This window comes from Amycolatopsis sp. NPDC028719 (assembly GCF_055565395.1).
This window is the reverse complement of sequence record NZ_JBVHUL010000011.1, coordinates 114,944-140,157: the sequence shown is the minus strand read 5'-3', so window position 1 is coordinate 140,157 and position 25,214 is coordinate 114,944. Positions and strand designations below refer to the sequence as shown.

26 protein-coding genes are annotated in these 25,214 nt (G+C 71.2%); 12 read left to right on the top strand and 14 right to left on the bottom strand.

What is annotated here, in order from left to right; genetic code table 11:
- Nucleotides 1–3 precede the first annotated feature (3 nt).
- Genes ACZ4TR_RS39120 through ACZ4TR_RS39110 form a run of 3 tightly spaced genes read right to left on the bottom strand, consistent with a single transcriptional unit; the run spans nucleotide 4 to nucleotide 4,046 of the window.
- Nucleotides 4–2,319: a [protein-PII] uridylyltransferase gene (locus tag ACZ4TR_RS39120; RefSeq protein WP_465293222.1), complete on the bottom strand. Its 2,316-nt coding sequence runs from the start codon at nucleotides 2,317–2,319 to the stop codon at nucleotides 4–6.
- Between the two features lie 9 nt (nucleotides 2,320–2,328).
- On the bottom strand, nucleotides 2,329–2,667 hold the full coding sequence (locus tag ACZ4TR_RS39115) for a P-II family nitrogen regulator (RefSeq protein WP_086677886.1): 339 nt from the start codon (nucleotides 2,665–2,667) through the stop codon (nucleotides 2,329–2,331).
- Nucleotides 2,664–4,046, bottom strand: a complete 1,383-nt coding sequence (locus ACZ4TR_RS39110) for an ammonium transporter (protein WP_364515581.1) — start codon at nucleotides 4,044–4,046, stop codon at nucleotides 2,664–2,666. The genes ACZ4TR_RS39115 and ACZ4TR_RS39110 overlap by 4 nt, the downstream gene beginning before the upstream one ends.
- A 174-nt stretch (nucleotides 4,047–4,220) precedes the next feature.
- On the opposite strand from ACZ4TR_RS39110, the gene ACZ4TR_RS39105 reads away from it, so the two are divergent.
- Together ACZ4TR_RS39105 and ACZ4TR_RS39100 are read left to right on the top strand one after the other, a co-directional pair.
- On the top strand, nucleotides 4,221–5,072 hold the full coding sequence (locus ACZ4TR_RS39105) for a putative RNA methyltransferase (protein WP_465293221.1): 852 nt from the start codon (nucleotides 4,221–4,223) through the stop codon (nucleotides 5,070–5,072).
- A 24-nt stretch (nucleotides 5,073–5,096) separates the two neighbouring features.
- The gene (locus tag ACZ4TR_RS39100; RefSeq protein ID WP_465293220.1) at nucleotides 5,097–5,837 is read left to right on the top strand and encodes a (2Fe-2S)-binding protein; all 741 of its coding nucleotides are present in this window, start codon (nucleotides 5,097–5,099) and stop codon (nucleotides 5,835–5,837) included.
- A 5-nt stretch (nucleotides 5,838–5,842) separates the two neighbouring features.
- On the opposite strand, the gene ACZ4TR_RS39095 is transcribed toward ACZ4TR_RS39100, so the two are convergent.
- From ACZ4TR_RS39095 to ACZ4TR_RS39075, 5 genes are all read right to left on the bottom strand, one after another.
- Nucleotides 5,843–6,700 (bottom strand): sigma-70 family RNA polymerase sigma factor, encoded by an 858-nt coding sequence (locus ACZ4TR_RS39095; RefSeq protein WP_465293219.1) that lies wholly within the window; start codon nucleotides 6,698–6,700, stop codon nucleotides 5,843–5,845.
- Nucleotides 6,701–6,844: 144 nt separating this feature from the next.
- The gene (locus ACZ4TR_RS39090) at nucleotides 6,845–7,258 is read right to left on the bottom strand and encodes a PPOX class F420-dependent oxidoreductase (RefSeq protein WP_465293218.1); all 414 of its coding nucleotides are present in this window, start codon (nucleotides 7,256–7,258) and stop codon (nucleotides 6,845–6,847) included.
- Nucleotides 7,259–7,320: 62 nt separating this feature from the next.
- Nucleotides 7,321–7,734, bottom strand: coding sequence for a VOC family protein (locus tag ACZ4TR_RS39085; protein WP_465293400.1), 414 nt, complete (start codon nucleotides 7,732–7,734; stop codon nucleotides 7,321–7,323).
- A 20-nt stretch (nucleotides 7,735–7,754) separates the two neighbouring features.
- Complete coding sequence (locus ACZ4TR_RS39080; protein ID WP_465293217.1) at nucleotides 7,755–9,053, bottom strand: serine hydrolase; 1,299 nt, start codon at nucleotides 9,051–9,053, stop codon at nucleotides 7,755–7,757.
- Between the two features lie 40 nt (nucleotides 9,054–9,093).
- On the bottom strand, nucleotides 9,094–9,606 hold the full coding sequence (locus tag ACZ4TR_RS39075) for a DUF3887 domain-containing protein (RefSeq protein WP_465293216.1): 513 nt from the start codon (nucleotides 9,604–9,606) through the stop codon (nucleotides 9,094–9,096).
- 293 nt (nucleotides 9,607–9,899) lie between these two features.
- Between ACZ4TR_RS39075 and ACZ4TR_RS39070 the strand changes: the two genes are divergently transcribed.
- The 4 genes from ACZ4TR_RS39070 (at nucleotide 9,900) to ACZ4TR_RS39055 (ending at nucleotide 12,985) form a co-directional block, all read left to right on the top strand.
- Complete coding sequence (locus ACZ4TR_RS39070) at nucleotides 9,900–11,186, top strand: O-acetylhomoserine aminocarboxypropyltransferase/cysteine synthase family protein (RefSeq protein ID WP_364515602.1); 1,287 nt, start codon at nucleotides 9,900–9,902, stop codon at nucleotides 11,184–11,186.
- On the top strand, nucleotides 11,183–11,659 hold the full coding sequence (locus ACZ4TR_RS39065; protein WP_465293215.1) for a CoA-binding protein: 477 nt from the start codon (nucleotides 11,183–11,185) through the stop codon (nucleotides 11,657–11,659). The genes ACZ4TR_RS39070 and ACZ4TR_RS39065 overlap by 4 nt, the downstream gene beginning before the upstream one ends.
- A gap of 35 nt (nucleotides 11,660–11,694) precedes the next feature.
- Nucleotides 11,695–12,450 (top strand): MBL fold metallo-hydrolase, encoded by a 756-nt coding sequence (locus ACZ4TR_RS39060; protein ID WP_465293214.1) that lies wholly within the window; start codon nucleotides 11,695–11,697, stop codon nucleotides 12,448–12,450.
- 361 nt (nucleotides 12,451–12,811) lie between these two features.
- Nucleotides 12,812–12,985, top strand: a complete 174-nt coding sequence (locus ACZ4TR_RS39055) for a hypothetical protein (protein WP_196425520.1) — start codon at nucleotides 12,812–12,814, stop codon at nucleotides 12,983–12,985.
- A gap of 45 nt (nucleotides 12,986–13,030) precedes the next feature.
- Here ACZ4TR_RS39055 and alc read toward each other — a convergent pair whose 3' ends face one another.
- Nucleotides 13,031–14,053 (bottom strand): allantoicase, encoded by a 1,023-nt coding sequence (gene alc, locus ACZ4TR_RS39050; RefSeq protein ID WP_465293213.1) that lies wholly within the window; start codon nucleotides 14,051–14,053, stop codon nucleotides 13,031–13,033.
- Between the two features lies 1 nt (nucleotide 14,054).
- A complete protein-coding gene (gene allB, locus ACZ4TR_RS39045) occupies nucleotides 14,055–15,383 on the bottom strand; it encodes an allantoinase AllB (RefSeq protein WP_465293212.1) in 1,329 nt (442 codons plus the stop codon).
- Nucleotides 15,384–15,513: 130 nt separating this feature from the next.
- Here allB and ACZ4TR_RS39040 point away from each other — a divergent pair, with 130 nt between their 5' ends.
- The 6 genes from ACZ4TR_RS39040 to ACZ4TR_RS39015 all read left to right on the top strand — a co-directional run bounded on the left by ACZ4TR_RS39040 (nucleotide 15,514) and on the right by ACZ4TR_RS39015 (nucleotide 20,245).
- A complete protein-coding gene (locus ACZ4TR_RS39040; protein ID WP_465293211.1) occupies nucleotides 15,514–16,014 on the top strand; it encodes a helix-turn-helix domain-containing protein in 501 nt (166 codons plus the stop codon).
- Nucleotides 16,015–16,093: 79 nt separating this feature from the next.
- Complete coding sequence (uraD, locus tag ACZ4TR_RS39035) at nucleotides 16,094–16,573, top strand: 2-oxo-4-hydroxy-4-carboxy-5-ureidoimidazoline decarboxylase (RefSeq protein WP_465293210.1); 480 nt, start codon at nucleotides 16,094–16,096, stop codon at nucleotides 16,571–16,573.
- Nucleotides 16,570–16,887, top strand: coding sequence for a hydroxyisourate hydrolase (gene uraH / locus ACZ4TR_RS39030; RefSeq protein ID WP_364515626.1), 318 nt, complete (start codon nucleotides 16,570–16,572; stop codon nucleotides 16,885–16,887). The genes uraD and uraH overlap by 4 nt, the downstream gene beginning before the upstream one ends.
- Before the next feature lie 3 nt (nucleotides 16,888–16,890).
- The gene (gene pucL / locus ACZ4TR_RS39025) at nucleotides 16,891–17,772 is read left to right on the top strand and encodes a factor-independent urate hydroxylase (protein ID WP_465293209.1); all 882 of its coding nucleotides are present in this window, start codon (nucleotides 16,891–16,893) and stop codon (nucleotides 17,770–17,772) included.
- A 179-nt stretch (nucleotides 17,773–17,951) separates the two neighbouring features.
- Nucleotides 17,952–18,536, top strand: a complete 585-nt coding sequence (locus ACZ4TR_RS39020; protein ID WP_465293208.1) for a TetR/AcrR family transcriptional regulator — start codon at nucleotides 17,952–17,954, stop codon at nucleotides 18,534–18,536.
- A gap of 128 nt (nucleotides 18,537–18,664) precedes the next feature.
- Nucleotides 18,665–20,245 carry a glycoside hydrolase family 27 protein gene (locus ACZ4TR_RS39015; RefSeq protein WP_465293207.1) on the top strand — a complete coding sequence of 527 codons (1,581 nt, stop codon included), beginning with the start codon at nucleotides 18,665–18,667 and terminating at the stop codon, nucleotides 20,243–20,245.
- 1 nt (nucleotide 20,246) lies between these two features.
- Here ACZ4TR_RS39015 and pucD read toward each other — a convergent pair whose 3' ends face one another.
- From pucD to ACZ4TR_RS38995, 4 genes are read right to left on the bottom strand one after another with little or no spacing between them, the layout of a single operon-like run.
- On the bottom strand, nucleotides 20,247–22,502 hold the full coding sequence (gene pucD, locus ACZ4TR_RS39010) for a xanthine dehydrogenase subunit D (protein WP_465293206.1): 2,256 nt from the start codon (nucleotides 22,500–22,502) through the stop codon (nucleotides 20,247–20,249).
- Nucleotides 22,499–23,839 (bottom strand): 8-oxoguanine deaminase, encoded by a 1,341-nt coding sequence (locus tag ACZ4TR_RS39005; protein WP_465293205.1) that lies wholly within the window; start codon nucleotides 23,837–23,839, stop codon nucleotides 22,499–22,501. Before ACZ4TR_RS39005 ends, pucD begins: the two co-directional genes overlap by 4 nt.
- Nucleotides 23,836–24,303, bottom strand: coding sequence for a (2Fe-2S)-binding protein (locus tag ACZ4TR_RS39000; protein WP_364515641.1), 468 nt, complete (start codon nucleotides 24,301–24,303; stop codon nucleotides 23,836–23,838). Before ACZ4TR_RS39000 ends, ACZ4TR_RS39005 begins: the two co-directional genes overlap by 4 nt.
- Nucleotides 24,294–25,166 (bottom strand): FAD binding domain-containing protein, encoded by an 873-nt coding sequence (locus tag ACZ4TR_RS38995; RefSeq protein WP_465293204.1) that lies wholly within the window; start codon nucleotides 25,164–25,166, stop codon nucleotides 24,294–24,296. The genes ACZ4TR_RS39000 and ACZ4TR_RS38995 overlap by 10 nt, the downstream gene beginning before the upstream one ends.
- Nucleotides 25,167–25,214: the final 48 nt, after the last annotated feature.

Here is a 25,214-nt window from a genome sequence, read left to right as displayed (position 1 = left end):
CGCTTACGAAGCGGCGGCCAGGATCGCCTGCTCCACCTCGCGCCGCCAGCCCGGCTCGATGCGGCCGCCGCGGGGCGTCACCGCGAACGAGTCCACCACTGCCCCGCCGAGGGTCGACACCTTCGCCCAGCGGACCTCCGCGTCGCAGCGGCGCAGGGCGCCCGCGACCCGGAACAGCAGGCCGATCCGGTCGGCGGCGCGCAGTTCGAGGACCACCGTGTCGGGGCCGCTCGTCTCGTCGTCGAACCAGAGGACCTTCGGCGCGACGGGGGCCGCGCCCGGCGAGCCGTAGTCGCGTTCCTTCGCCGCCAGGCGCTGGGTCAGCGGGAGGGTGCCGGCGACCGCGCGGGCGAACTGCTCGCGCAGCAGTGTCGCGTCCGGCAAGGAGCCGAACTTCGGCGACGCCGTGAAGACGCCGGCCCGGCCGCCGTCGTGACCCCGCAGGACCGCCGAGTGCACTTCCAGCGAGTTCAGCGCCAGCACGCCCGCCGCCGGCGCCAGCAGCTCCGCGCGGGCCGGCACGGCCAGCAGCACCGTGACGACCTTGCCATGAGCGCTGATCCGGATTTCGCCGGTGCCCGAAGCCACGGCCTGGGCGACGAGCTCGCGCTGGTCGCCGTCCATCGGTTCGGGCGCGGTGAAGCCCTTGCCGCGCAGCACTTCTTCGCAGCCCGTGACGAGCTCGGCGAGCAGCCGCGCCTTCCAGTCGGTCCAGACGCCGGGGCCGGTGGCCAGCGAGTCGGCCTGGGTGAGCGCGTGCAGCAGCTCGACCAGGACGAGGTCGCTGTCCAAGGTCTTCACCACGCGCCCGACCGTCTCCGGCTCGCTGATGTCGCGGCGCGTCGCGGTGTGTGGCAGCAGGAGGTGGTGGCGGACCATCGCCGACACCGTCGCCGCGTCCGCCGGGCTCAGCCCCAGCCGCGTGGCGACCTGGAGGGAGATCTTCGCGCCCAGCTCCGAGTGGTCGGCGTCGCGGCCCTTGCCGATGTCGTGCAGGAGCGCGCCGATCAGCAGCAGGTCCGGCCGCGACACCGTGGTGGTCAGCTTGGCGGCCTCGACGCAGGTGCGCACGAGGTGCCGGTCGACCGTCCACTGGTGCACCGGCGAGCGCGGCGGCAGGTCGCGGACCGCGCCCCACTCGGGGAACAGCCGGGCCCACAGGCCGGTCCGGTCCAGCGACTCGACGGCGTCGACCAGGCCCTCCCCCGCGCCCAGCAGCTCGACCAGGGCGTTCAACGCATCAGGCGGCCACGGCGCCCGCAGCTCCGGCGCCGATTCCGCCAGTGCCTTGAGCGTGCCGAGCGCGATGGGCTTGCCCGTGCGCGCCGACGCCGCGGCGACCCGCAGCAGGAGCGCCGGGTCCTTCGCCGGGACGGCGTCGCGGGCCAGCGCGACCTCGTTCCCGTGCAGCACCACGCCTTCCGCCAGCGGAGTGCGCGACGGCCGCCGTCCGAACCGCGGTTTCGGCGGTTCCACAGTGGACCGGAGCGCGACGTCCAGCGCGTACGCGATCGTGCGGCCCGCGCCGGAAAGCTTGCGGGCCAACGTGAAGCGGTCGCCGAACCCGAGTTCGGCGGCCACCAGCTCGGCCTCCGGCGCGGACAGGATGTCGCGTTCGCGCCGGATCTCCCGCCGCAGCTCGGTGCGGACGTCGAGCAGGAGCCCCTTGGCTTCCAGGAGCTCTTCGCCGGGCCGCGCGGTGAGCTGCGCCGCGGCCAGGGCTTCCAGGACGGCGAAGTCCCGCAGCCCGCCCCGCCCGTGCTTGAGGTCGGGTTCGGCGGACTGCGCGATCTCGCCGCTGCGGGACCAGCGTTGCCGGACCGACGCCGTCATGTCCGGGATCTGCTTGCGCGCGGTGCGGCGCCACTGGTCGCGCGCCGCGGACACCAGGCGGCCGGTCAGCTCGGCGTCCCCGGAAAGGTGCCGGGCGTCGAGCAGGCCCATCGCCGTGCGAAGGTCCTCCGAAGCGACCTTCAGTGCTTCGCCGGGCGTGCGGACCGAGTGGTCCAGCCCGACTTTCGCGTCCCACAAGGGATACCAGAGCGCGTCCGCGATCTCGCCGACCTTGCTGTTGCCGTTGTGCACCAGCACCAGGTCGAGATCGGAGAACGGCACCAGCTCCCGGCGGCCGAGCCCGCCCACGGCGACCAGCGCGACACCCGGTTCCGCGGTGTCGACGCCGGCCGCCGAGGCTCCCCTGCCCAGCCAGAACTCGTAGAGGTCGACCAGGGCCGCCCGCAGTGCGGACGCCCCCAGCCTCCCGTGCCTGCCCTCGAGCAATCGCTCGGTGGCCTTGACCAGTTCGCCCCCGTCGGCCATCCCCGTCGCCTATAGAGCGTCCGTGCCGCGCTCGCCGGTCCGTACCCGGATGACGGTCTCCACCGGCGTCACCCACACCTTGCCGTCGCCGATCTTGCCGGTGTGCGCGGCCGTGGTGATGGCCTCGAGGACCTTCTCCACGTTGGTGTCGTCGGTGACGACCTCGATCTTCAGCTTGGCCACGAAGTCCACCGAGTACTCGGCGCCGCGGTAGACCTCGGTGTGGCCCTTCTGCCGGCCGTAGCCTTGGACCTCACTGACCGTCATGCCCAGCACGCCCAGCTGCTCCAGCGCGGAGCGGACGTCGTCCAGCGTGAACGGCTTGACAATCGCCGTGATGAGCTTCATGCCTTGGTCTCCTCGAGTTTCGCGGCGGGGGAAGACTTGACCGGGATGATGGACGGAGCGCCACCGCCGGACAACCCGGTGAAGTCATACGCGCTCTCCGCGTGCTGAGCTTCGTCGATGCCGCTGACCTCGTCCTCGGTGCTGACGCGGAAACCGCCCGCCTTCTTGATCGCGAACCCGATGATGAAGGACAGGACGAAGGAGTACGCGAGCACCGCGCCCGCGGCCAGCGCCTGCCGGCCCAGCTGGGTGAACCCGCCGCCGTAGAACAGGCCGTCGGCGCCGAGCGCGTTGACGCTCGTGGTGCCGAAGAAGCCGATCAGCAGCGTGCCGACGATGCCGCCGACCAGGTGGACGCCCACGACGTCGAGCGAGTCGTCGAAGCCGAACTTGAACTTGAGCGAGATGGCGAGCGCGCAGAGGACGCCGGCGATCAGGCCGATCGCAATGGCCCCGAGCGGGCTCACGAAACCACACGCCGGAGTGATGGCGACCAGGCCGGCGACCGCGCCGGACGCCGCGCCGAGGGTGGTCGGCTTGCCGAACTTGAGCTGCTCCACGATCAGCCAGCCGAGCACGGCGGCGGCGGTGGCGACGGTCGTGTTGGTGAACGCGACGGCGGCGAGGTCGTTGGCGGCCAGCGCCGAACCGGCGTTGAAGCCGTACCAGCCGAACCACAGCAGGCTGGCACCGAGCAGGACGAACGGCACGTTGTGCGGGCGGCCGGTGTCCTTCGGCCAGCCCTTGCGCTTGCCGAGCACGATCGCCAGGGCGAGGCCCGCGGCACCGGCGTTGATGTGGACCGCGGTGCCACCGGCGAAGTCGAGTGCCTTGAGGTTGTTGGCGATCCAGCCGCCGACCGAGTTCTCGCCGATGAAGCCGTTGAAGGAGAACACCCAGTGCGCGACCGGGAAGTACACGACCGTCACCCAGATGACGACGAACAGCGTCCAGCCCCAGAACTTCGCGCGGTCGGCGATGGCGCCGGAGATCAGCGCGGGCGTGATGATGGCGAACATCAGCTGGAACATGACGAACGCGAGCACCGGCAGCGCGTCAGTACCGGGCCACGCGACGGCGGGCGCCGAGTCGGTCGCGGCGACCGCGAAGCCGGCGAGCTTCCCGAAGGTGTTCTCCAAGCCGGCGAAGTGGAAGTTGCCGAGCAAGCCGCCGAAAGCGTCGTCGCCGAAGGACATCGAGAAGCCGTAGAGGGCCCAGAGCACCCCCACCACGGCCAGCGCGATGAAGTTCATCATCAGCATGTTCAGGACGCTCTTCGCGCGGACCATGCCGCCGTAGAAGAAGGCCAATCCTGGGGTCATGAGCATGACCAGCGCGGCGCTGGCCAGTACCCATGCGGTGTCTCCTGCGTTCAGCACATCGTCCTCCCGTGCCCTGGGTGTCCTGCGAAGGCAGTTTTGGCTCGCGGTGTTTCACGGGGCGGCGCGAGAGGTTTCGCCCGCGTGAACTGTCCGTGCCCGGTTGTTACGGCCAGGTTTCCCGGGACGTGTCCTGGAGTGTCTGGTTGCGTAACGTCGTGGTCGAATAGCCCCATGACGTCTGGTGACCACGGGAATGACTCACTGCCACCCCTGGTCGTGGAAGCATTGCGCTGTTCGGTGTGCGGTACGCCGCTGGAGGCCGTGGATCGCACGCTGCGTTGCGAGAACCGCCACTCGTTCGATCTAGCCCGCCAGGGTTACGTGAACCTGTTGCACGCGCGAATCCCGGCCGGGACGGCGGACACGGCACCGATGGTCGCGGCCCGCGCGGACTTCCTGGCGTCGGAGGCGTACCGGTCGCTCGCGGACGAGCTGGCCCGCGTGTGCGCGGAGGCGGACGGTCTCGTGATCGACGCGGGCGCCGGAACGGGCTACTACCTGGCGCACGTCCTGGAGGCGGCTCCCGCGGCTTGGGGTCTCGCGCTGGACGTTTCCGCGGTGGCGTTGCGACGCGCGGCTCGCGCCCACCCGCGCCTGGGCGCGGCGGTGTGGAACCTGTGGGAGCCGTGGCCGGTGGGCGACGAGGTGGCCTCGGCGGTGCTGAACGTCTTCGCGCCGCGCAACGGGCCGGAGTTCCACCGCGTCCTGCGGCCCGGCGGGCTGCTGACGGTGGCGTCTCCGGCCCCAGACCACCTCCATGAGCTGGGCGACCTGGTGCTGTCGGTGGACGACCGCAAGGAGGAGCGCCTGGACGGCACGCTCGGCGAGTACTTCGCCCGCACCGGCCGCACGGAGGTCCGCCGGACGGCGCAGCTGACCCCGCGCCAGATCCGCCAGGCGGTGGAGATGGGCCCGACTGCCTTCCACCTCGACCGCGGCGACCGACGTGCCCGCCTGGACGCGCTGGCCGAGCCCCAGGCGGTGACGGTGTCGTTCACGGTCTCCACGTACCGGCGGCTCTGAGGACGTTCTGGAAGGCTGGGTGACGTGAAGCCCGACTGGACCGCGTCCGCGACGCTGCTCGCGGACGCGGAGTGGGTACGCGCCCGCATCGGCGGCGCGGCCAAGCTCTACGGCTGCGCCCGGCCGGAGGTGCTCGGCACGATCTGGTGGTACTCCCTGTCCTCGGTGCTCGTGGCCCCGGCTCTGGAGAGCCTGGTCGCCGCGACGGAGGGCGGGGCGAGCCCAGTACCGGCCGACCATGCGCAGCACTCGGCGAGCGACCCGATGGCACACCCGGTACCACCCGGCGGACCGGCAGCCGGCGGGTCTCCGCGGCCGGCGCTGGCCGACCCGTCGCTCGACGCCATGGAGATCGACCTCCTCGCCGACGGACGGTTCCTCGGCGCCCGCTCCACCCGTCCTCTCGCCGGCGGGCTGCCCGAACTGGGTGCCGCGTTCGGCGAGGCTCTGGGGGCTGCCATCGCCACGATCGCCGCCGTCACCGGCGCCCGTGCGCGCGCCCTCGGCGCCATCGCCACGGACTCGATCGGCAACCGGCTGCTGTGGACACCCGACCCGGAGCGCGCGATGGCCCTGGCCGAACCGCTCGTGGCCGCGATCGGCTTGGACCTGCCTAAGCCGCGTTTCGTGCGCCCCGGCCGGACGCCGGCTGTCCGCCGTGCCTCCTGCTGCCTGATCTATGAGGTCGGCAACCCGAAGTGCGTGAGTTGCCCGCGCCAGACGCCCGCCGAGCGCGAGGCGCGGCTTCGCGCCGCCCTGGGCTGAGCACGTCAGTCGAGGACGGCCAGCTCCAGCCCGCGCAGCCGCTCCGGGTCGGCGATGACCTCGATGCCGGTGATCCGGTCGCCGTCCACCTGGAACGCCAGGACGACCGACAGCCGCCCCTCGCGCCCCCACAGCAGCCCCGGCGAGCCGTCGACGAGGGCCAGCTCGCTGGCGCGAGACCGCTCGGCCGCCAGCACCGCGCCCTTGCGCACGTTCTCGACGCCGCGCAGCACGACCGGCGCCGGGCTCGGGCCGACGAACCGGTCCGCGTGCAGCACCACGTCCGGATCGAGGAGCGCGAGCAGCGCTTCGAAGTCGCCACCCCGCGACGCGGCCAGGAACGCCTCGACGACCTTGCGCCGCCGCGGCAGGCCCGCGTCCGCCGCGGTACCGCCCTTGACCCGCCGCCGGGCCCGGCTCGCGAGCTGCCGGGCCGCCGCCGGAGTCTTGCCGATCATCGGCGCGATCTCGTCGAACGGCACCGCGAACATGTCGTGCAGCACGAACGCGACCCGCTCGGCGGGCGCCAGCGCGTCGAGCACCACCAGCAGCGCCAGCCCGACAGTGTCGGCCAGCTCCGCCTCCTGCTCGGGGTCCCGCCGCTCCTCGCTCTGTTCGGGCCGGCCGTCCAGAGGCTCCTCGCGGTGGTTGCGACGCGTCCGCAGCATGGACAGGCACACCCGCGCGACGACGGTCGTCAGCCACGCGCCGACGTTCTCGACCTCACCCGTGTCGGTGCGGTCGAACCGCAGCCAAGCCTCCTGGAGAGCGTCGTCGGCCTCGCTCGCCGAACCGAGCATCCGGTAGGCGACCGCCCGCAGCCGCGGCCGCTCCTGCTCGAACCGCTCGGTCAGCGTGTCCACCGTGCCCGTCTCCTTCGCGCCGCAGTCGTAGCAGTAGACCCCGCGACGGCGGCCGATGTGACGAGAACACTGGGACGCACGGAGTGATCTGAGCCATTCCGGCATTCCGGCATTCCGGACGGCGTCGGAGCCGCGCCCGCTCAACTACCCGTGTACCGCCCTCCTCGGCTCGTACCACGTCTCGCCCACCGGCTCCCCCGCCATGTTCCAGCTCCACGAAATCCGCGGGGTGATCCGGGAGTACAGCCCCGGCCCGACCAAGCCGGTCCGTTCCACGGGCTCGTCCGCGTCGCCGTACACCCGGATCGCCCGCGCGACGAACGGGTGCAGCGACACCAGGTCGTCCACCACGACCGCGACCTTCCGGCGGCCGGCGGCGACGTTCCGGAACTTGCGGGTCGCCGCCACCGCCGCGCCGACGCCGCCGACCCAGAAGTGTTCGCCGTCGAACTCGAACGCCAGCGGGACGACGTCCGGCTGCTCCCCTGCGCCGAGCGTGGCGACGCGGGCGAGCGGCTGCGAACGCAGGTAGTCGATCTCTTCGGCGGTGAAGCTCATCAGCGCTCCTTCGTGATCCGGATCCACCTCCTACACGAACTCGGGGCACCCGGATCGACAGGTCAGAGCACGCAGAACTCGTTGCCCTCCGGATCCGCCATCACGACGTGGTCAGGGCGGCCGTCCAGCTCGTCCTCGTACAGCACCGTCGCGCCCGCCGCGGTGAGCCGGGCGACCGCTTCGACGACCCGCTCCCACCGCGTGTGCCAGGGGACCTCACGCCCGCCGCCGGCCTGGATGTCCAGGTGCAGACGGTTCTTCGCGACCTTCCCCTCGGGCACCTTGAGGAAGCTCAGGTTCGGCAGTATCCCTTCCGGATCGCTCAGGTACGCGCCGTCGTCCCACTCCGCCTCGGGCACGCCTTGCTGGGCGAACCACGCTTCCCAGCTGGCGAACCCGGCGGGTGGCGGCCGTTCGATGTAGCCGAGGGCCACCGCCCAGAACCTCGCCAGCGCGCGGGGTTCCGCGCAGTCCATCGTCAGGCTCCACCGCACCGTCACGGTCGAAGCGTAGCCGCGAGAAGGGCCACCGCACCCTTCGCGACGGCGATTCCCCGCCCAGCGACGTGGCTTTCGTTCAATGGCGCGGCCGGGTCCGACACCATGACGCTGGTGACCAGCGAGCGGCCGTCCGCGGTGCGCGCCAGGTAGTTCAAGGTCAGCACGCCCGGTTCGCTGCCGCCCTTGAACCAGACCTCCGGGAACTTCGTCCGGTCGAGTCCCAAGCCACCGTCGTTCAGCGCCAGCGCGTGCCCGATCTCCGGCTGGTTCTCCTTCTGCAGCCCGGAGAACGCGCGGCAGACGTCGTCCGGTGAACCGAACCACTCGATGTCGTCGATCTTCTCGGGCGACTGCCAGCCCTGGAGGCCGGTGAGCGGAAGGCGTTCCAGCCCGGCGACCGCCGCGGGACGCGCCCAGCGCGGCAGCGCCAGGTAGGCGTCCGCGCGAGCCGGGTACCGCGTGGCTTTGAGCTCGAACAACGCCTTCGTAGTCAGGAACGGGACGTTCGCCGACGGCCGCTGGTTGCCGAACGCGGCCACCTGCCGCTGCACGGCGTCCCGGCCGAGCCGGTGGATCAGGTGGTCGGTCGCGGTGTTGTCGCTGATCGAGATCATCTTGTCGGCGTACTCGGACAGCGGGAGCCGCGTGCCGGCCGGCTCGTTCTGCAGCACCCCCGACGGCAGGCTCTTCCAGTCGTCGCGGATCGCCAGCTGCTCGCTCCAGGACGCTTTGTGCTGGGCGACCGCCTTGCCGAGCGCACCGAGGACATAAAGCTTGAAGGCCGAGCCCAGCGGCCGCTGCACGTCGGCGTGCACGCCGTGCACGCTTCGGCAACGCCCGTCCGGAAGGATCTCCGACGCGCCGAACGACACGCGCGCACCGAGCGCCGCGAGCTGCGCGTCGACCTCCGGCCAGGACGCCGGGACCGGGTCGTCCGGGCTCGCCCTGAGCCCGTCGATCAGGCCGGCCTGGTCCACGTGCAGGTCGAGCAAGTAGTCGTCGGCGGTTCCGTGGACCGCGGCCTCCACGTGGTCCGGAGCCTCGGCGACGATCCGTTTCAGCTCGAGTGGACCTAGCTGCGCGAGTGCGCCGTTGACGCCCGCCGTGCCGCCCACGGCGGTCAGCAGGACCTGGGCGACGTGCTCACGCACCTCGGCGTCGGACACCGGGACGCGCGCGGTCGCGTCGACCACCCACTCGAGCTGGTGCGTCGCGGTGGGTATCTCGGCGGCCTGGGCGGCCGGAGCCACCAGCGGCGCCAGGACCGCGAGCACGCCCGCTATCGCTTTCTTCATTTCTCCCCCTGTGCTTCCATCGTTTCCCCCTTGGTCTCGGCTACTGGTCGGGCGGCCGGATCCACAACCCGGCCACTCGGCCGTCTTCGCGGTAGGTCACCTGCACCGTCCGCTCGCCGGCCTCGAAGGCCAGCGGCATGTGGACGACCGTGTAGTCGCCCGTGGACCGCGCATACGGTTCCCCCATCCCCTCGTAACTTCCGACCGTTCCGGCCACCTGGGCCCAGGCGAGCCGCAGCTCGTCCTCGCCCACCGCCGCCTGCATCCGGTCGTCGAAGTCGCGCCGTACCTCGTGCCACTGGCAGCCGACGAGCTCCGCCACGAGTCCCTCGGCGCGGTGGATCGCGTCCGGCGGCTTGAGCTCCGTCATGGACGTTCCCGTCGCCGGGTCGACCGGCCGGCCGAACCGCTGGAAGGCGGCCTGCCGGCTGGTGCCCAGCAGGTCGCCGAGCTCCTGCCACGTGTGCCCGGCTGCCCTCGCCGCGTCCACGGTGTCCCGCAGCGCCGCTTCGGCCTCACGGACCTTCCGCAACGCCTCACCGACCGCGGCCAACGGCCCTCCCGGCACAACGTCAAGAGTGGATTGACGTGGCCGGGTTGTCAAGTCATTCTTTACGTGCGCTCGCTGTCGACGGGCAGCACTCCGACAAGTGGCGTCGCAGTACTGGCGGTTTCGCCCAGCTCCGCGCCGAGGTGGCAACGGCTTGCCACACGCAGCACATTTCATACTTTCGAGTGTAGCGCACGGAATTCTAAATCGTGCTAAGCTCGGCAGCACGAAATGGTCCCGCCCAGCACCTGAGAGGCGTGGTCATCCGAAGGGGAGGACGGTTACGGTGAGAACCGATGAGTGAACGCACCTGGGGCTTCCGGACCCGAGCACTGCACGCGGGTGGAACCCCCGATCCGGCGACCGGCGCGCGGGCCGTGCCGATCTACCAGACCACGAGCTTCGTCTTCGAGGACGCCGCCGATGCGGCGAACCTCTTCGCGCTGCAGAAGTACGGCAACGTCTACAGCCGCATCGGGAATCCGACCGTGGCCGCGTTCGAAGAGCGGATCGCGAGCCTCGAAGGCGCCATCGGCGGCGTCGCCACCGCGAGCGGGCAGGCCGCGGAGTTCCTGACCTTCAGCGCACTCACCGAGGCGGGCGACCACATCGTGTCGGCGAGCGGCCTCTACGGCGGCACGGTCACCCAGCTCACCGGCACGCTCCGGCGGTTCGGCGTGGAGACGACGTTCGTCAGCGGCGGCATCGACGACTACGCGGCCGCGATCACCGACCGGACCCGGCTGCTCTACACCGAGGTGATCGGCAATCCCGGCGGCGGCATCGCCGACCTCGCGGCGCTGGCGGACCTCGCGCACGCCCACGACATCCCGCTGGTGGTGGACGCGACGCTGGCGACCCCGTACCTGTGCCGGCCGATCGAGCACGGCGCCGACATCGTGCTGCATTCGGCGACGAAGTTCCTCGGCGGTCACGGGACGACGCTCGGCGGGGTCGTCGTCGAGTCCGGGAAGTTCGACTGGGGCAACGGGAAGTTCCCGCGGATGACCGAGACCGTCGAGAGCTACGGCGGCCTGAGGTACTGGGAGAACTTCGGCGAGTACGCGTTCTGCACGCGCCTGCGAGCCGAGCAGCTGCGGGACATCGGCGCGGTCCTCTCGCCCCACTCGGCTTTCCTGCTGTTGCAAGGGGTCGAGACGCTCCCGCAACGGATGGACGCGCACGTGGCCAACGCCCGGGCGGTCGCCGAGTACCTCGAAGCGGACCCACGGGTGGCCTGGGTTTCGTACGCCGGGCTGCCCTCACACCAGCACCACGACCTGGCGAAGAAGTACCTGCCCGCCGGGCCGGGCGCGGTGTTCTCGTTCGGCATCGACGGCGGCCGGGCGGCGGGCGAGAAGTTCGTCGAATCGGTGGAGCTGCTGTCCCACCTGGCGAACGTCGGGGACGCGCGGACGCTCGTGATCCACCCGGCGTCGACCACGCACGCCCAGCTGTCGGAGGATCAGCTCGCGGCGGCGGGCGTCGGTCCCGACCTGATCCGGCTGTCGGTCGGCCTGGAAGACGTCGACGACATCCTCTGGGATCTCGACCAGGCTTTGGGCAAGGCGGTGGCCGGATGACGTACGCGGTGGGAGCCGTCGAGCGGCGGGCGATCCTCAACCGGACGAAGTCGGTGACGCTGGTGGGCGCGTCCGCCAACCCGGCGCGGCCCAGCTACTTCGTCGCGACGTACCTGCTCTCGTCGACGCGCTACGAGGTCAACTTCGTCAACCCGCGGCTGGACACGCTGTTCGGGAAACCGGTGTACGCCTCGCTCAAGGACGTACCGGGTGAACCGGACCTCGTCAGCGTGTTCCGCAAGCACGACGATCTGCCTCAGGTGGCCGAAGACGTGATCGACGCCGGCGCGCGGACGCTGTGGCTGCAACTCGGGCTGTGGCACGAGCCGGTGGCCGACCGGGCGCGAGCGGCCGGACTGGACGTCGTCATGAACCGGTGCGTGAAGATCGAACACGCGCGCTTCGCCGGCGGGCTCCACCTGGCCGGGTTCAACACCGGCGTGATCAGCTCCCGGAGGCAGTCGGCACCCTAGGGAAGAGAACGCGCGTTCCCACTGTTGCCCGGGGTATGACCGAGAACCTGGGGATCACCTTGTCCGGTGGTCCGACCGCGCTCCTGGAACTGGGCGGCGTCCGGCTGCTCACCGACCCGACCTTCGACGCGCCCGGCGATCACTCGATCGGCAACCGCGTGCTGATCAAGACCGAGGACTCCGTGCTGACCGAAGACGCGGTCGGCGTGGTGGACGCTGTCCTGCTGTCCCACGACCAGCATCCCGACAACCTGGACGACCGCGGCCGTGCCTACCTGGGGACGGTGCCGCTGACGCTGATCACGCCCAGCGGAGCCGAGCGGCTGGGTGGGACCGCGCGGGGACTGAAGCCGTGGGAGGAGACGCAGGTCGGACCGCTGACGGTCACCGCCGTCCCGGCGCTGCACGGGCCGGAGGGCGCCGAGACGACGACCGGCGAGGTCACCGGGTTCGTGCTGAGCGGCGACGGTCTGCCGACGGTGTACGTCAGCGGGGACAACGCGTCGGTCGAACTGGTGCGGGAGGTCGCGCCGCGGTTCCGTGTCGACATCGCGGTGCTGTTTGCCGGCGCCGCCCGGACGGCGCTCTTCGACGGCGCTCCCCTGACACTGACCAGCGCGAACGCCGCCGAAGCGGCCAAGGTGCTCGGCGCGGCGAAGGTGGTGCCGCTGCACTTCCGCGGCTGGCAGCACTTCAGCGAAGGGCCGGACGCGCTGCGGAAGGAGTTCGAGGCAGCCGGTCTCACCGACCGGCTGGTGCTGCTCGAACCCGGCGAGCGCGCGGAGATCTGACGCCGACGGAGTCATCAGGAGGTGACGCGAACTGGATCAGCGGGAAGTCAACGCAGTCGAGACGTGAGAGGACCCGAGCCGGGACTGCTGGAAGGGCCGCCGGTGCCGGCGGCCGGCCGCAGAAAGCGCGGCTTTCCTCCGGGCGTGGGTTGACGCCGGCCGGACCACGGGCACGGCACGGCACGGGCACGGGCACGGGCACGGGCACGGGCACGGGCACGGGCACGGGCACGGGCACGGGCACGGGCACGGGCACGGAGGTCGTAGTCCGGCGACGTCTCGCTCGGTCGCGCCGCCGTTCGCCGATGCGTCGTCCCTGGGTGCGCAGTCGGCTGACTCGCGCCCGTGAGAGGCTGGTGGCATGGCCAAGCCGACCCCGCTGCAGTTCCGGAACATCCTCGTCGCCGTGCTGGCGGCGGCGGCCTTCGTCTGGAGCGTCGTGGCCGGGCTCGAGTGGTGGGTCAGCGCGATCATCGGCTGCGCCTGCGTCCTGTCGCTGGCCTCCGCCTACCTCAACCGGCCGAACGCGGGCTGACCGCGAGCCGCCGGCGAGGGCAGCCGGCGACTCGCGAAACGAACCTCACCGCGTCTTGGCGAAGCGCGCCTTCACGTTGGTCCGGCCCGCTTCGGTGAGCCGGCCGTAGAGGCGCAGCCTGGCCAGTCCGCCGTCCGGGTAGATGTCCAGGCGGGCCTCCGTCACCTCCGGGCCGTCCTTCAGCGCGAACCGATGGCGGGTGTCCGGCTGCAGTCGGGTCTTCGGCAACAGCGGGACCCACTCGCCGTACGTGTCGCGGCCGCTGACCGACGCCCAGCCCGGGGCGTTGCCCTTGAGGTTGCTCGTATCCAGCTCGGCGAACCGGACGATGCCCGCGCCCGCCAGGCGCAGCGTCAGCCAGTCGTTGCCGTCGTCGCGACGGCGGGCCGTCTCCCAGCCCTCGGCCTGGTGCGCCGCCAGACCGGGTGAGAGCACGTTGTTCGGCGACGAATAGAACTTGTTGCTGCAGCCGATGACCAGGGCGCCGTTCTCCAGGGCCGCCAGGTCGAGCGCGTCCAGGTCCAGCAGCTCCGGGTCCGGGATCGGGGCGCCGTGCACACGCAGGCGCGCCACCCCGCCGTCCGGGTGCTGTGTCAGGCGCACGTGCGTGTACCGGCGCGAACCGTTGATCGCGTAGAAGTTCTCCGTGTGGCCGGCCGCCGGGGCGTGGTCGACCAGGGTGTCCCAGTCCGCCGACGCCAGCTCCGCCGCCGAGGGGTAACCCGGGACCGACGCCGCCTCGACCGAGACGAACGGCGGGTAGTTGCCCTTGAAGAACGCCGTGTCGACGATGACGCCCGTGACCGTGCCGGCCAGGCCGAGCCTGACCACGGCCTGGTCGTCGCCCGGTTCGCGGTGGCGGCGGGTCTCCCAGCCGTCGTACACCTGACCCTTCGGGCCGAACGTCTCGGCGCGGTGCGCCGGCGTCCACGGGTTGACCAGGTTCTCCTTCTCGGCGAACAGCTCGTCGGTCGCCCACATCACCGTCCCGCCGAAGCGGCGTGACGCGAGGTCGGGCAGTTCCGTCCACTCAGGACGGACAGGGTCGTCGGACAAGGCGGCCTCCATTTCAGCAGTTCCCCCGGGTCAGCAACGCGCCGCGGGGCTCGTCGCCGGTGATTTCGGTGCCCCGCAACCAGGTCGAGCGCACGACCCCGGCGAGCGGCCGCCGGTCGTAGGCGCTGACGGGGTTGCGGTGCTTCAGCTTCGCGACGTCGACCACGAACGCCTCTTCCGGCGCGAACACGCAGAAGTCGGCGTCGTAGCCCACCGCGAGGTGCCCCTTGCGGCGCATCCCGGCCTGCGCGGCCGGACGTTCGGCCATCCAGCGGACGACGTCGGTGAGCGCGAACCCGCGTTGCCGCGCCTGCGTCCAGATCGCCGGCAAGCCCAGCTGCAAGCTGGAGATCCCGCCCCAGGCAAGTCCGAAATCGCCGCTGTCGAAGCGTTTCAGCTCCGGCGTGCACGGCGAATGGTCGCTGACGACGGTGTCGATCACGCCATCGGCGAGCCCCTGCCAGAGCAGCTCGCGGTTGGCCGCCTCCCGGATCGGCGGGCAGCACTTGAACTGCGTCGCGCCGTCGCGGATTTCTTCGGCGATGAAGCTGAGGTAGTGCGGGCAGGTCTCCGCCGTCAGCGCCACGCCGTCGCGACGCGCCGCGGCGACCAGTGGCAGGGCCTCCGCCGAAGACAGGTGGAGGATGTGCGCGCGGGCGTCGTTGCGGCGGGCCGCCTCGATGACGTGCGTGATCGCGAGGTTCTCCGCCGCGCGCGGCCGGGACCGCAGGAAGTCGACATAGCGACCACCGTGCGGCTCGGGGGCTTCGTCGATCTCGTGCGCGTCCTCGGCGTGGACGATCATCAGCGCGTCGAAGGAACTCAGCTCCCGCAACGCTTCGTCGAGTCCCGCCGAATCCAGCGGGGGGAACTCGTCGACGCCCGAGTGCAGCAGGAAACACTTGAAACCGAACACCCCGGCATCGTGCAGAGCGCGCAGGTCGCCGACGTTGCCGGGGATCGCGCCGCCCCAGAAGCCGACGTCGACGTGCACCCGGCCGGTCGCCGCCTTGCGCTTGACCTCCAGGGCCGCGACGTCGACCGTCGGGGGCAGGCTGTTGAGCGGCATGTCCACGATCGTGGTCACGCCGCCCGCGGCGGCCGCCCGGGTCGCCGTCTCGAAGCCCTCCCACTCCGCGCGGCCGGGATCGTTGACGTGGACGTGCGTGTCGACGAGTCCCGGCAGCAGCACGACGTCGTCGCCGAGGTCGAGCACGCGGTCGCCGGACAGGGAAGCCCCGCCGGGTTCGACCGCGACGATCCGGCCGCCGTCGACACCGACGGTCGCCGGAACTTCGCCCTCGGCCGTGACGGCTCGGGCCGCGCGCACCACAAGATCCATCCGAAAACCCTTCTCCGGGAGGATTGAACCACCGCCGATTTCACAGTACGGAAAGGCGGTTTCGCACAACGACAGTAACCACGGCTCGCGCCGCTCGTCAACGACGGACGTGGCACGTTACGGTCATCCTGTGCGGCTTGAAGCGGAGTTCACGAGCGAACCGTTCCACGGCGAGGGTTCGCCGCCCGAGCACGCCGTCGCCGCGCGCGACGCCGCCGCGGAAGCCGGGCTGGACACCGACTTCGGGCCGTTCGGCACCCTCGCCCGGGGCGAGGCGAAGGAGCTGTTCGACGCGCTTCCGGTGATCGCGCAGGCAGCACTCGACGCGGGTGCGACCCAGGTGACGCTGCAAGTGCGCCGGGTCGAGCCGGGAGGCGCCGAAGCGGGCGAAAAGCCCGCGGCCGGCCCGGCCGTAGGACTGAACGACGCGCTGGCCCGGCTGATCGCCGATGTCGAGCGGGAACTCGGCGCCAAGCTGGGCGAACTCGACCGGCCCGGCAAGCAGCGCGCCGTCCGGCTGCTGCGCGAACGCGGGGCCTTCGGCCTGCGGAAATCCGTCTCGTCGGTGGCCGACGCGCTGGGAGTCACGCGGTTCACCGTCTACAACTACCTCAATCGGGAAGCCGACTGACCAGGCCTTTCAACAAAATGTTGACGGGACTCCGGCGCCGACGTACGGTCAGCGGGACGCCACTCACGAGGAGTTCCCCGTGCCGCTCACCCTCACCACCTTCAACGCCGCCGACGCCGATGACGTCCGTCCGGCGCTGACCGCCTGTCTCGCCGTCCCCCGCTGGGTGGACGCGATTCTCGAACACCGGCCCTACGCAAGCCGGGACGCGCTGATCGCCGCCACCAAGCTGCCGTTGAGCAGCGACGAGATCCGGCAGGCCATGGCCGCCCACCCCCGGATCGGGGAAAAGCCGAAACAGCGAGGTACCGAGGGCGACTGGTCGCGGAACGAACAGTCCGGTGTGGACAACGCCGGTGCGTTCGCCGCCGCGAATGCCGAGTACGAAGCCAAGTTCGGGCACGTGTACCTGGTTTGCGCCAGCGGGCGCAGTGGCGAAGAACTGCTGAAGACACTGCGGGAAAGGCTGGACAACGACCCCGCGACCGAACTGGCCGTCGCCGGCCGGGAACTGCTGAAGATCGCCGAACTCCGACTCGCGAAAGCGGTGACCGCGTGAGCCTCGTGACCACCCACGTCCTCGACACGGCGACCGGGCGCCCGGCGAAGGGGATCGCCGTCCGGTTCGAGACCGCCGAGGGGAAGCCGATCGCCGACGGGCGCACCGACGACGACGGCCGGATCCGTGACCTCGGCCCCGAAACCCTGGACCCCGGCGCCTACCGCCTGGTCTTCGACACCGGCGCCTACCTGGGTCCGGACGCCTTCTTCCCGGAGGTGGCGCTCACCTTCCGGATCGCCGACGGCACCGCGCACCACCACGTGCCGCTCCTGCTCAGCCCGTTCGCCTATTCGACCTATCGAGGGAGCTGAACCGTGGCCATCACCCTGGGCCCCAACCAGTACGGCAAGGCGGAGGTCCGCCTGGTGACGGTGCGCCGCGACGGCCCCGTGCACCACCTGAAGGACCTCACCGTGTCGACGTCGCTGCGCGGCGAGCTCGCCGCGACGCACCTCACCGGCGACAACGCGGGCGTGCTTGCGACCGACACGCAGAAGAACACCGTGTACGCCTTCGCGAAGGAGGCGCCGGTCGGCGAGATCGAGGACTTCGCCCTGCGCTTGGCGCGGCACTTCACCGGCACGCAGGGGAACATCACCGGCGCGCGGATCAAGGTCGACGAGCACGGCTGGGAACGGATCGCCGTCGGCGGCGAGCCGCACGACCACGCGTTCAGCCGCTCCGGCGACGAGCGCCGCACCACGGCCGTGACGATCCGGGACGGCCGCGCGTGGGTCGTGTCCGGCATCGACGGCCTGACCCTGCTGAAGTCGACGGGGTCGGAGTTCCACGGTTTCCCGCGCGACCAGTACACGACTCTCGCCGAGACCGACGACCGGATCCTGGCGACGGCTGTCACGGCGAAGTGGCGATACCAGGGCGAGGGCATCGACTGGGCCGGGAGCCACCGCGAGATCCGGCGGCTGATGCTCGAGACGTTCGCGACGAAGCACAGCCTTTCGCTGCAGCAGACGCTGTACGCGATGGGTTCGGCGGTGCTGGAGGCGCGGCCGGAGGTGGCCGAGGTGCGGCTGTCCCTGCCGAACAAGCACCACTTCCTGGTGGACCTGAGCCCGTTCGGGCTGAAGAACGACAACGAGGTGTTCTACGCGGCGGACCGCCCGTACGGGCTGATCGAGGGCACGATCCTGCGCGACGACGCCGAGGACCCGGGCCCGGCCTGGGACATCCACTGAGAGCGACCCCCGCGCAGCCCCCGCCCTCTCCGGGGGTCCGGCCCCGCATCCAGTGTATCGGGGGTGGCCGACGAAACCCGCGAAAAGCCGTCGTCGACGTCGGCTTGTCCACATCACCGTGGGGGTGTGGACAAGCCGGACTCGGTAGAACGCTCTAGCAAGCGCGTATCCTCGGGACCGTGGCAGGGACCAAGGAACGCATCATGGCCGCCGGCGCGGAACTGTTTCGGCGCAACGGCTACAGCGGTACCGGGCTGAAACAGATCGTCGCCGAGGCGAACGCTCCCTTCGGGTCGCTCTACCACTTCTTCCCCGGGGGCAAGGAGCAGCTCGGCCAGGAGGTCATCCGGACCTCCGGGCTCGCCTACATCCAGCTCTTCGACCTCTTCATCGCGCCCGCGCCCGATCTCGTCAGTGGGGTCGAGGCCTTCTTCGCCGCCGGGATCGCGACGCTCGAAGCCACCGACTACGTCGAAGGCTGCCCGATCGCCACCGTTGCCCTGGAGGTCGCCGCCACCAATGAGCCGCTGCGGCAGGCCACCGCCGAGGTCTTCACCGCCTGGATCGACGCCGGTACCGAAAGGTTCGCCCAGTTCGGCATCAGCACCGAAGCCGCGCGGACCTTGACCATCACCGCCGTCAACAACCTCGAAGGCGCCTTCGTCCTCTGCCGCGCGCTGCGGGACACCGAGGCCATGGCCGTCGCGGGTGCCGCGACCGTCGACGTCGCCCGGCGACTGCTTCAAGAAACGACGCAACTTTAGTCGGGAATCCAACAAGAATACTCAACATGGCGCTTGACCACGCAGTATCGGACATCGAAACTACCCAGTGCTGATCGAAAAGTGGTCTAGTCCTCCTGCCTCAACATCGTCGTTCGGTTGGAGCCGCCATGCGCCGAGTCCTCGCCGTCCTCGCCACCGCCGTAGCCGCTGCCGCCCTCCTCAGCCCTTCTGCCGACGCCCTGGAGAACGGGCTCGCGAGAACCCCGCCGATGGGCTGGAACACGTGGAACACCTTCGAGTGCGACATCAACGAGACGCTGGTCAAGCAGACCACCGACCTCATGGTCAGCTCCGGGATGCGCGACCGCGGCTACACCTACGTCAACCTCGACGACTGCTGGATGACGCGCACCCGCGACGCCGGCGGCCACCTCGTCGCCGACCCCGCGAAGTTCCCCAGCGGCCTCAAGGCCCTCGGTGACTACATCCACGCGCGCGGGATGAAGTTCGGGATCTACGAGAGTGCCGGCAGCGAAACCTGCCAGCACTACCCCGGCAGCCTCGGCCACGAGCAGACCGACGCGAACAGCTTCGCGAGCTGGGGCGTCGACTACCTCAAGTACGACAACTGCGGCAGCCCCGGCGGCGAAACCCAGCAGGACTACGTGCGCCGCTACTCCGCCATGCGTGACGCGCTGAAGGCCACCGGCCGCCCGATCGCCTACAGCATCTGCGAATGGGGCAACTTTTCGCCGTCCACCTGGGCGCCGGACGTCGGCAACCTGTGGCGCACCACCGGAGACATCACCAACAACTGGGGCAGCATCGACTCGATCTACCGCCAGAACGTCGGCCTCGCGTCCGCCGCGAAACCCGGCGCCTGGAACGACCCCGACATGCTCGAGGTCGGCGACGGCATGGACTTCCAGGAGGACCGCGCCCACTTCACGCTCTGGGCCGCCATGGCCGCGCCCCTGATCGCCGGCGCCGACCTCCGCTCCGCCAGCATCGCCACCTTCTCGACCTACCTCAACGCCGACGTCATCGCCATCGACCAGGACCCGCTCGGCAAGCAGGCCACGCGCATAGCGACCGGGAACGGCCTGGACGTCCTGGCGAAGCCGCTCCAGGGCGGGGACGTCGCCGTCGTGCTGTTCAACGAGAACAGCACCACGAAAACCGTCTCCACGACGGCCGCCGCGGCCGGGCTGCCCGCCGCGGCGAACTACCGGCTGACCAACCTGTGGTCGAAGGAGCTGTCCACGAGCACCGGCACGATCAGCGCGAACGTCCCGTCGCACAGCACGGTCGTCTACCGCGTGAAGGCCAACGCGAGCGGCAGCAGCATCGACACCGCCCACCCGCTGCAGAGCGCGTCGTCGGCACGCTGCATCGACATCAACGGCAACGTCACCACGCCCAGCACCAAGGTCGACATCTGGGACTGCGACGGCGGGCCGAACCAGTCCTGGACGTTCACCGGCGCCGGTGAGCTCAAGGCCGGCGGCCTCTGCCTCGACGCCGACGACGGCGGCACCGCGGCCGGGACCAAGCTCATCGCCTGGACCTGCCACGGCGGCGCGAACCAGAAGTTCAAGCTGAACCCCGACGGCTCGATCACCGGCACGCAGTCGGGCCTGTGCGTCGACGTCACCGGCGGCGACAAGCCCGCCGGCAACGTCAACGGCGTCCAGCTCGAGCTCTGGGGCTGCAACGACGACGCCAACCAGAACTGGCAGCTCAAGTAGCTCAAGTACCCGTGAGGTGCTCCGGCCGCACCGGGACGCGCGTGAGCGCGAGCCCGGTCGCGGCGCGGATCGCCGCCACGATCGCCGGGGTCGACGAGATCGTCGGCGGCTCCCCCACCCCGCGCAGGCCGTACGGCGCGTGCGGGTCCGGGCGCTCCAGGACGTCGATGCTCATCGGCGGCATGTCCAGGACCGTCGGGATCAGGTAGTCGGTGAAGGAGGGGTTCCGGATCTTCCCCCCGGAAGTCTGGATCTCCTCCATCACCGCGAGCCCGAGCCCCTGCGCCGAACCGCCCTGGATCTGGCCCAGCACGGCTTGCGGGTTCAGCGCCTTGCCGACGTCCTGGGCGCAGTCCAGCGCGACCACCTTGACCAGGCCCAGCTCCGTGTCGACGTCGACGACCGCCCGGTGCGCGGCGAACGCGTACTGCACGTGCGCGCTCCCCTGCCCGGTCTCGGGATCCAGCGCGGACGTCGGCCGGTGCCGCCATTCCACCGTCTCGTCGTAGACGTCGTCGCCGAGGACGTCCACCAGGTCGGCGAGCACCTGGCCGTCGGCCGCGACGAGCTTGCCGCCGACCACGCGCACCTTCGCGCCGAACCGCGAAAGCAGCCGCGACCGCACCGCCACGCAGGCGGCTTGGACGGCGCCGCCGGTGACGTAGGTCTGGCGCGACGCCGACGTCGAGCCGCCGTTGCCGATCGAGGTGTCCATCGGCAGGACCGTCACCTGCTCGACGCCCAGCTCGGTCCGGACGATCTGCTGCATGATCGTCACCAAGCCTTGGCCGACCTCGCAGGCCGCGGTGTGCACCGTCGCCGCCGGCTCGCCGCCGACGAGCTGCAGGCGCACGCGGGCCGTCGAGTAGTCGTCGAAGCCCTCGGAGAAGCAGACGTTCTTGATCCCGACGGCGTACCCGACCCCGCGGACGACGCCTTCGCCGTGGGTCGTGTTCGAGACCCCGCCCGGCATGTGCCGCAGGTCGAACGGCCGTTCCGGGGGCATCGGCTTGTCCCGGACCAGTCCCAGCAGCTCCGCGACGGGCGCGGCGGAGTCGACGACCTGGCCGGTCGGCATCAGGTCGCCCTCGCTCATCGCGTTGCGGACGCGGATCTCGACCGGGTCCAGGCCGCAGGCGGCCGCGAGCTTGTCCATCTGCGACTCGTAGCCGAAGGCCGCCTGTACCGCACCGAACCCGCGCATCGCGCCGCACGGCGGGTTGTTCGTGTAGGTGCCCCAGCAGTCGACCGACACGCTGTCCACTGTGTACGGTCCGACGCCGAGCGTGGCGGCGTTCGCGACCACCGCGCCCGTCGAGGACGCGTACGCGCCGCCGTCGAGGTACAGGCGCGTACGCACGTAGACGAGACGGCCGTCGCGAGTGGCGCCGTGCTCGTAGTACATCTTCGCCGGGTGGCGGTGGACGTGGCCGTAGAAGGACTCTTCACGGTTGTAGACCATCTTCACCGGCTTGCCGGTGTGCAGCGCCAGCAGGCACGCGTGGACCTGCATCGACAGGTCCTCACGGCCGCCGAACGCCCCGCCGACGCCGCCGAGGGTCAGCCGCACCTTCTCGGTCGGCAGGCCCAGTGCGGCCACGATCTGCTGCTGGTCGACGTGCAGCCACTGCGTCGCGACGTACAGGTCGACGCCGCCTTCGGTGTCCGGCACGGCGAGGCCGGACTCCGGCCCGAGGAACGCCTGGTCCTGCATGCCGACCTCGTAGACGCCCGAGACGACGACGTCGGCGGCCGGGTCCTGCGGCCCACGGCGGATCTTCACGTGCCGCACGACGTTCCCACCGGAGTGCAGCGACGGACCTTCGCCCGCGACAGCCGCTTCGGAGTCCGTCACCGGGGAAAGCTCTTCGTAGGTGACGGCGATCCGCTTCATCGCGCGACGCGCGGTCTCCGGGTGGTCGGCGGCGACCAACGCGACCGGTTCGCCCTGGTAGCGCACGACGTCGGAGGCGAGCACCGGCTGGTCGGAGTGCTCCAGGCCGTAGCGGTTGACGCCGGGGACGTCCTCGTGGGTGAGCACCGCGTAGACGCCGGGCACGGTCAGGGCGTCGGTGATGTCGATCGCCGTGATCCGCGCGTACGGGTGCGGGCTGCGCAGGGTCACGCCCCACACCATGTCCTCGTGCCACAGGTCCGAGGAGTACGCGAACTCGCCGCGGACCTTCACGATGCCGTCGGGGCGCTGCGGCGAGGTACCGACGCCGTCGACCGTCGGCGCGCTGACGGTGGTGGTCATCGGCCCTCCCGCAACCGGGCGCTCGCGGCCGCCAGCTCGGACGCGATCTCCGACTCGTCCGCCTCGCGCAGCGTGCCGTCCTCGACGACGGCCTTCCCGCCGACGAACAGCCGGCGCACCGGCGGCGTGGCGCCCAGCACCAGCGCCGCGACCGGGTCGGCGATCCCGGCGTGGTTCAGGCCGGTCAGGTCCCAGACGGCGAGGTCGGCGAGCTTCCCGGGTTCGATCGACCCCAGGTCGTCCGCGCGGCCCAGGCAGCGGGCGCCGCCCATGGTGCCCATCCACAGCGCCTCGCGCGTGGTCAGCCCGCGCGGTCCGCCGCGCTGGCGGGCCTGCAGCAGCGCCTGATGCAGCTCTTCGCCGAGGCCGCCGGATTCGCTGGACGCGGCCCCGTCGACGCCGAGGCCGACCGCCACGCCCGCGTCGAGCAGGTCGCGGACCGGGGCGATGCCGGAGCCGAGGCGGCCGTTGGACGTCGGGCAGTGCGCCGACCCGGTGCCGGTCGCGCCGAACCGCCGGATCGCCTCGGGCGCGAGGTGGACGGTGTGCGCGAGCCAGACGTCTTCGGCGAGCCAGCCGAGCTTGTCGGCGTACTCCGCGGGCGTGCAGCCGACCTCGGCGAGGCACTGCTTCTCCTCGTCCAGCGTTTCGGCCAGGTGGGTGTGGAGCCGGACGCTCTTGCGGCGGGCCAGCTCGGCCGCGCCGGACATCAGCCGCTCGGTGACCGTAAACGGCGAACACGGTCCCACAGCGATCTGCAGGTGCGCTTCCGGTGCGGCGTCGTGGAAACGGCCGATCGCCGCTTCCGTGCCGGTCAGCGCCTCTTCGGTCGATTCGACGAGGTTGTCCGGCGGGAGGCCGCCGTCGGACTCGCCGCGGTCCATCGACCCGCGCACGACGTGCAGCCGGACGCCGATCCGCTGGCGGGCCGCGGCCAGCGCCGCGACCTGGTCGCCGCCGTCGCGCGGGAAGACGTAGTGGTGGTCGGCGACGGTCGTGCAGCCGGTCAGGGCGAGCCGCGCCATCCCGGCCGTGCCCGCGGCGTGCGTGATCTCCGCGTCGAGCCGGCCCCAGACCGGGTAGAGCGCGACCAGCCACTCGAAGAGCGTGTGGTCGGCGGCCATGCCGCGGGTGGCCCACTGGTAGAGGTGGTGGTGGGTGTTGATCAGGCCGGGGGTGACCAGGCAGCCCGACGCGTCGACGCGCTCGTCGAACTCGCCCGTGTAGATGCCTTCGCCGACCTCGGCGATCCTGTCGTTCTCGACGACGACGTGCCCGTTCGCGTATTCCTCGCCGCTGACCGTGGCGATCGCGGCGCCGGAGATGAGCGTCCTCACGCGACACCACCCTTCGCCGCCACGCGCACCGCGTCGAGGATCTTCTCGTAGCCGGTGCAGCGGCACAGGTTGCCGGCCAGGGCTTCGCGGATCTCCTCGTCACTCGGGTCGGGAACGCGGTTCAGCAGGTCGTGCGCGGCGACGACCAGGCCCGGCGTGCAGAACCCGCACTGCACCGCACCGGCGTCCACAAAGGACTGCTGGACGGGGTCGAGCGTGGCGCCGTCGGCCAGCCCCTCGACCGTGCGCACCACGCGGCCCTCGGCCTGCCCGGCCGCGACCAGGCACGCGCACACCGGGAGATCGTCGAGGTAGACCGTGCAGGAGCCGCATTCGCCCTGCTCACAGGCGTTCTTCGAACCCGGCAGGCCGAGCCGCTCGCGCAGCACGTAGAGCAGGCTTTCGCCTTCCCAGACGTCGTCCGCCTGCCGTTGCTCGCCGTTGATCGTGACATTCAAGCGCATGCGCGCTCCCCCGTCCGGTGGTCGTCCCAGGCCCAAGTCAACGTACGCCGGGCGAGTACCCCGAGCGCGTGCTTCCGATACGCGGCGCTGCCCCGGACGTCGTCGATCGGCGACGACGCTTCGGCCACCAAGTCGCCGAAGCGGCGCTTCAGGGAGTCCGGCAGCGCTTCGGCCGACGTCCACGGCAGCTCGGCGGCCAGGAACTCCTCGGCCGCCCGGGCCCGGCGCGGGGTCGGCGCGGCGGACCCGATGGCGGCGCCGACCCGGCCTGGACGCAGGGACAGCGCGAAGGAGCAGACCGCGATGACCATGGCGTTGCGCGTCCCGACCTTGGCGAACTGCTGCGGGCCGGCGTGCGCGGGCAGGTGGACGGCGGTGATCAGCTCGTCCGGCTCGAGGGCGTGGCGTTTCACACCGACGTAGAACTCCTCCGCGCGGAGGAGGCGGGTCCCCCGGACGGAGGCCGCTTCGATCCGCGCGTCCAGGGCCAGCAGCACCGGATGGGTGTCCCCGGCGGGCGACGCGGCGCCGAGGTTGCCGCCGACCGTGCCGCGGTTGCGGATCTGCGGCGACCCGACCGTGCGCGAGGCCATGGCCAGCGCCGGAATGGATTCGCCCAGCTCGGCGATGACGCGGGAGTACGGGACGCCGGCGCCGAGCCGGACCGTTCCGCCCGAGTCGTCCACAGTGGACCACTCCGCCAGCTCGGGGACCCGGGTCAGGTCCAGCAGGGCCTCGGGACGCCGGTGGTCGAAGTTCAGCTCGACCATGACGTCGGTGCCGCCGGCGAGCGGCACGGCGCCGGGCCGCTCGGCCTTGACGGCCAGGGCCTCGGCGAGCGTCGTGGGCCGCAGGAACTCCACCGTGCCTCCTTGAAGAGGTGCTCCTTCGCCGGATGACGGCGATAGACC

What these genes read in the sequence shown, in the direction of transcription:
- ACZ4TR_RS39080 (WP_465293217.1), bottom strand. Translation starts at nt 9,053, where the DNA reads ATGAAGAAAGCGATAGCGGGCGTGCTCGCGGTCCTGGCGCCGCTGGTG.
- ACZ4TR_RS39055 (WP_196425520.1), top strand. Translation starts at nt 12,812, where the DNA reads ATGGCCAAGCCGACCCCGCTGCAGTTCCGGAACATCCTCGTCGCCGTG.
- ACZ4TR_RS39015 (WP_465293207.1), top strand. Translation starts at nt 18,665, where the DNA reads ATGCGCCGAGTCCTCGCCGTCCTCGCCACCGCCGTAGCCGCTGCCGCC.
- allB (WP_465293212.1), bottom strand. Translation starts at nt 15,383, where the DNA reads ATGGATCTTGTGGTGCGCGCGGCCCGAGCCGTCACGGCCGAGGGCGAA.
- pucD (WP_465293206.1), bottom strand. Translation starts at nt 22,502, where the DNA reads ATGACCACCACCGTCAGCGCGCCGACGGTCGACGGCGTCGGTACCTCG.
- ACZ4TR_RS39085 (WP_465293400.1), bottom strand. Translation starts at nt 7,734, where the DNA reads ATGGACTGCGCGGAACCCCGCGCGCTGGCGAGGTTCTGGGCGGTGGCC.
- ACZ4TR_RS39090 (WP_465293218.1), bottom strand. Translation starts at nt 7,258, where the DNA reads ATGAGCTTCACCGCCGAAGAGATCGACTACCTGCGTTCGCAGCCGCTC.
- ACZ4TR_RS39120 (WP_465293222.1), bottom strand. Translation starts at nt 2,319, where the DNA reads ATGGCCGACGGGGGCGAACTGGTCAAGGCCACCGAGCGATTGCTCGAG.
- ACZ4TR_RS39065 (WP_465293215.1), top strand. Translation starts at nt 11,183, where the DNA reads ATGACGTACGCGGTGGGAGCCGTCGAGCGGCGGGCGATCCTCAACCGG.
- alc (WP_465293213.1), bottom strand. Translation starts at nt 14,053, where the DNA reads ATGGAGGCCGCCTTGTCCGACGACCCTGTCCGTCCTGAGTGGACGGAA.
- ACZ4TR_RS39060 (WP_465293214.1), top strand. Translation starts at nt 11,695, where the DNA reads ATGACCGAGAACCTGGGGATCACCTTGTCCGGTGGTCCGACCGCGCTC.
- ACZ4TR_RS39000 (WP_364515641.1), bottom strand. Translation starts at nt 24,303, where the DNA reads ATGCGCTTGAATGTCACGATCAACGGCGAGCAACGGCAGGCGGACGAC.
- ACZ4TR_RS39105 (WP_465293221.1), top strand. Translation starts at nt 4,221, where the DNA reads ATGACGTCTGGTGACCACGGGAATGACTCACTGCCACCCCTGGTCGTG.
- ACZ4TR_RS39115 (WP_086677886.1), bottom strand. Translation starts at nt 2,667, where the DNA reads ATGAAGCTCATCACGGCGATTGTCAAGCCGTTCACGCTGGACGACGTC.
- ACZ4TR_RS39070 (WP_364515602.1), top strand. Translation starts at nt 9,900, where the DNA reads ATGAGTGAACGCACCTGGGGCTTCCGGACCCGAGCACTGCACGCGGGT.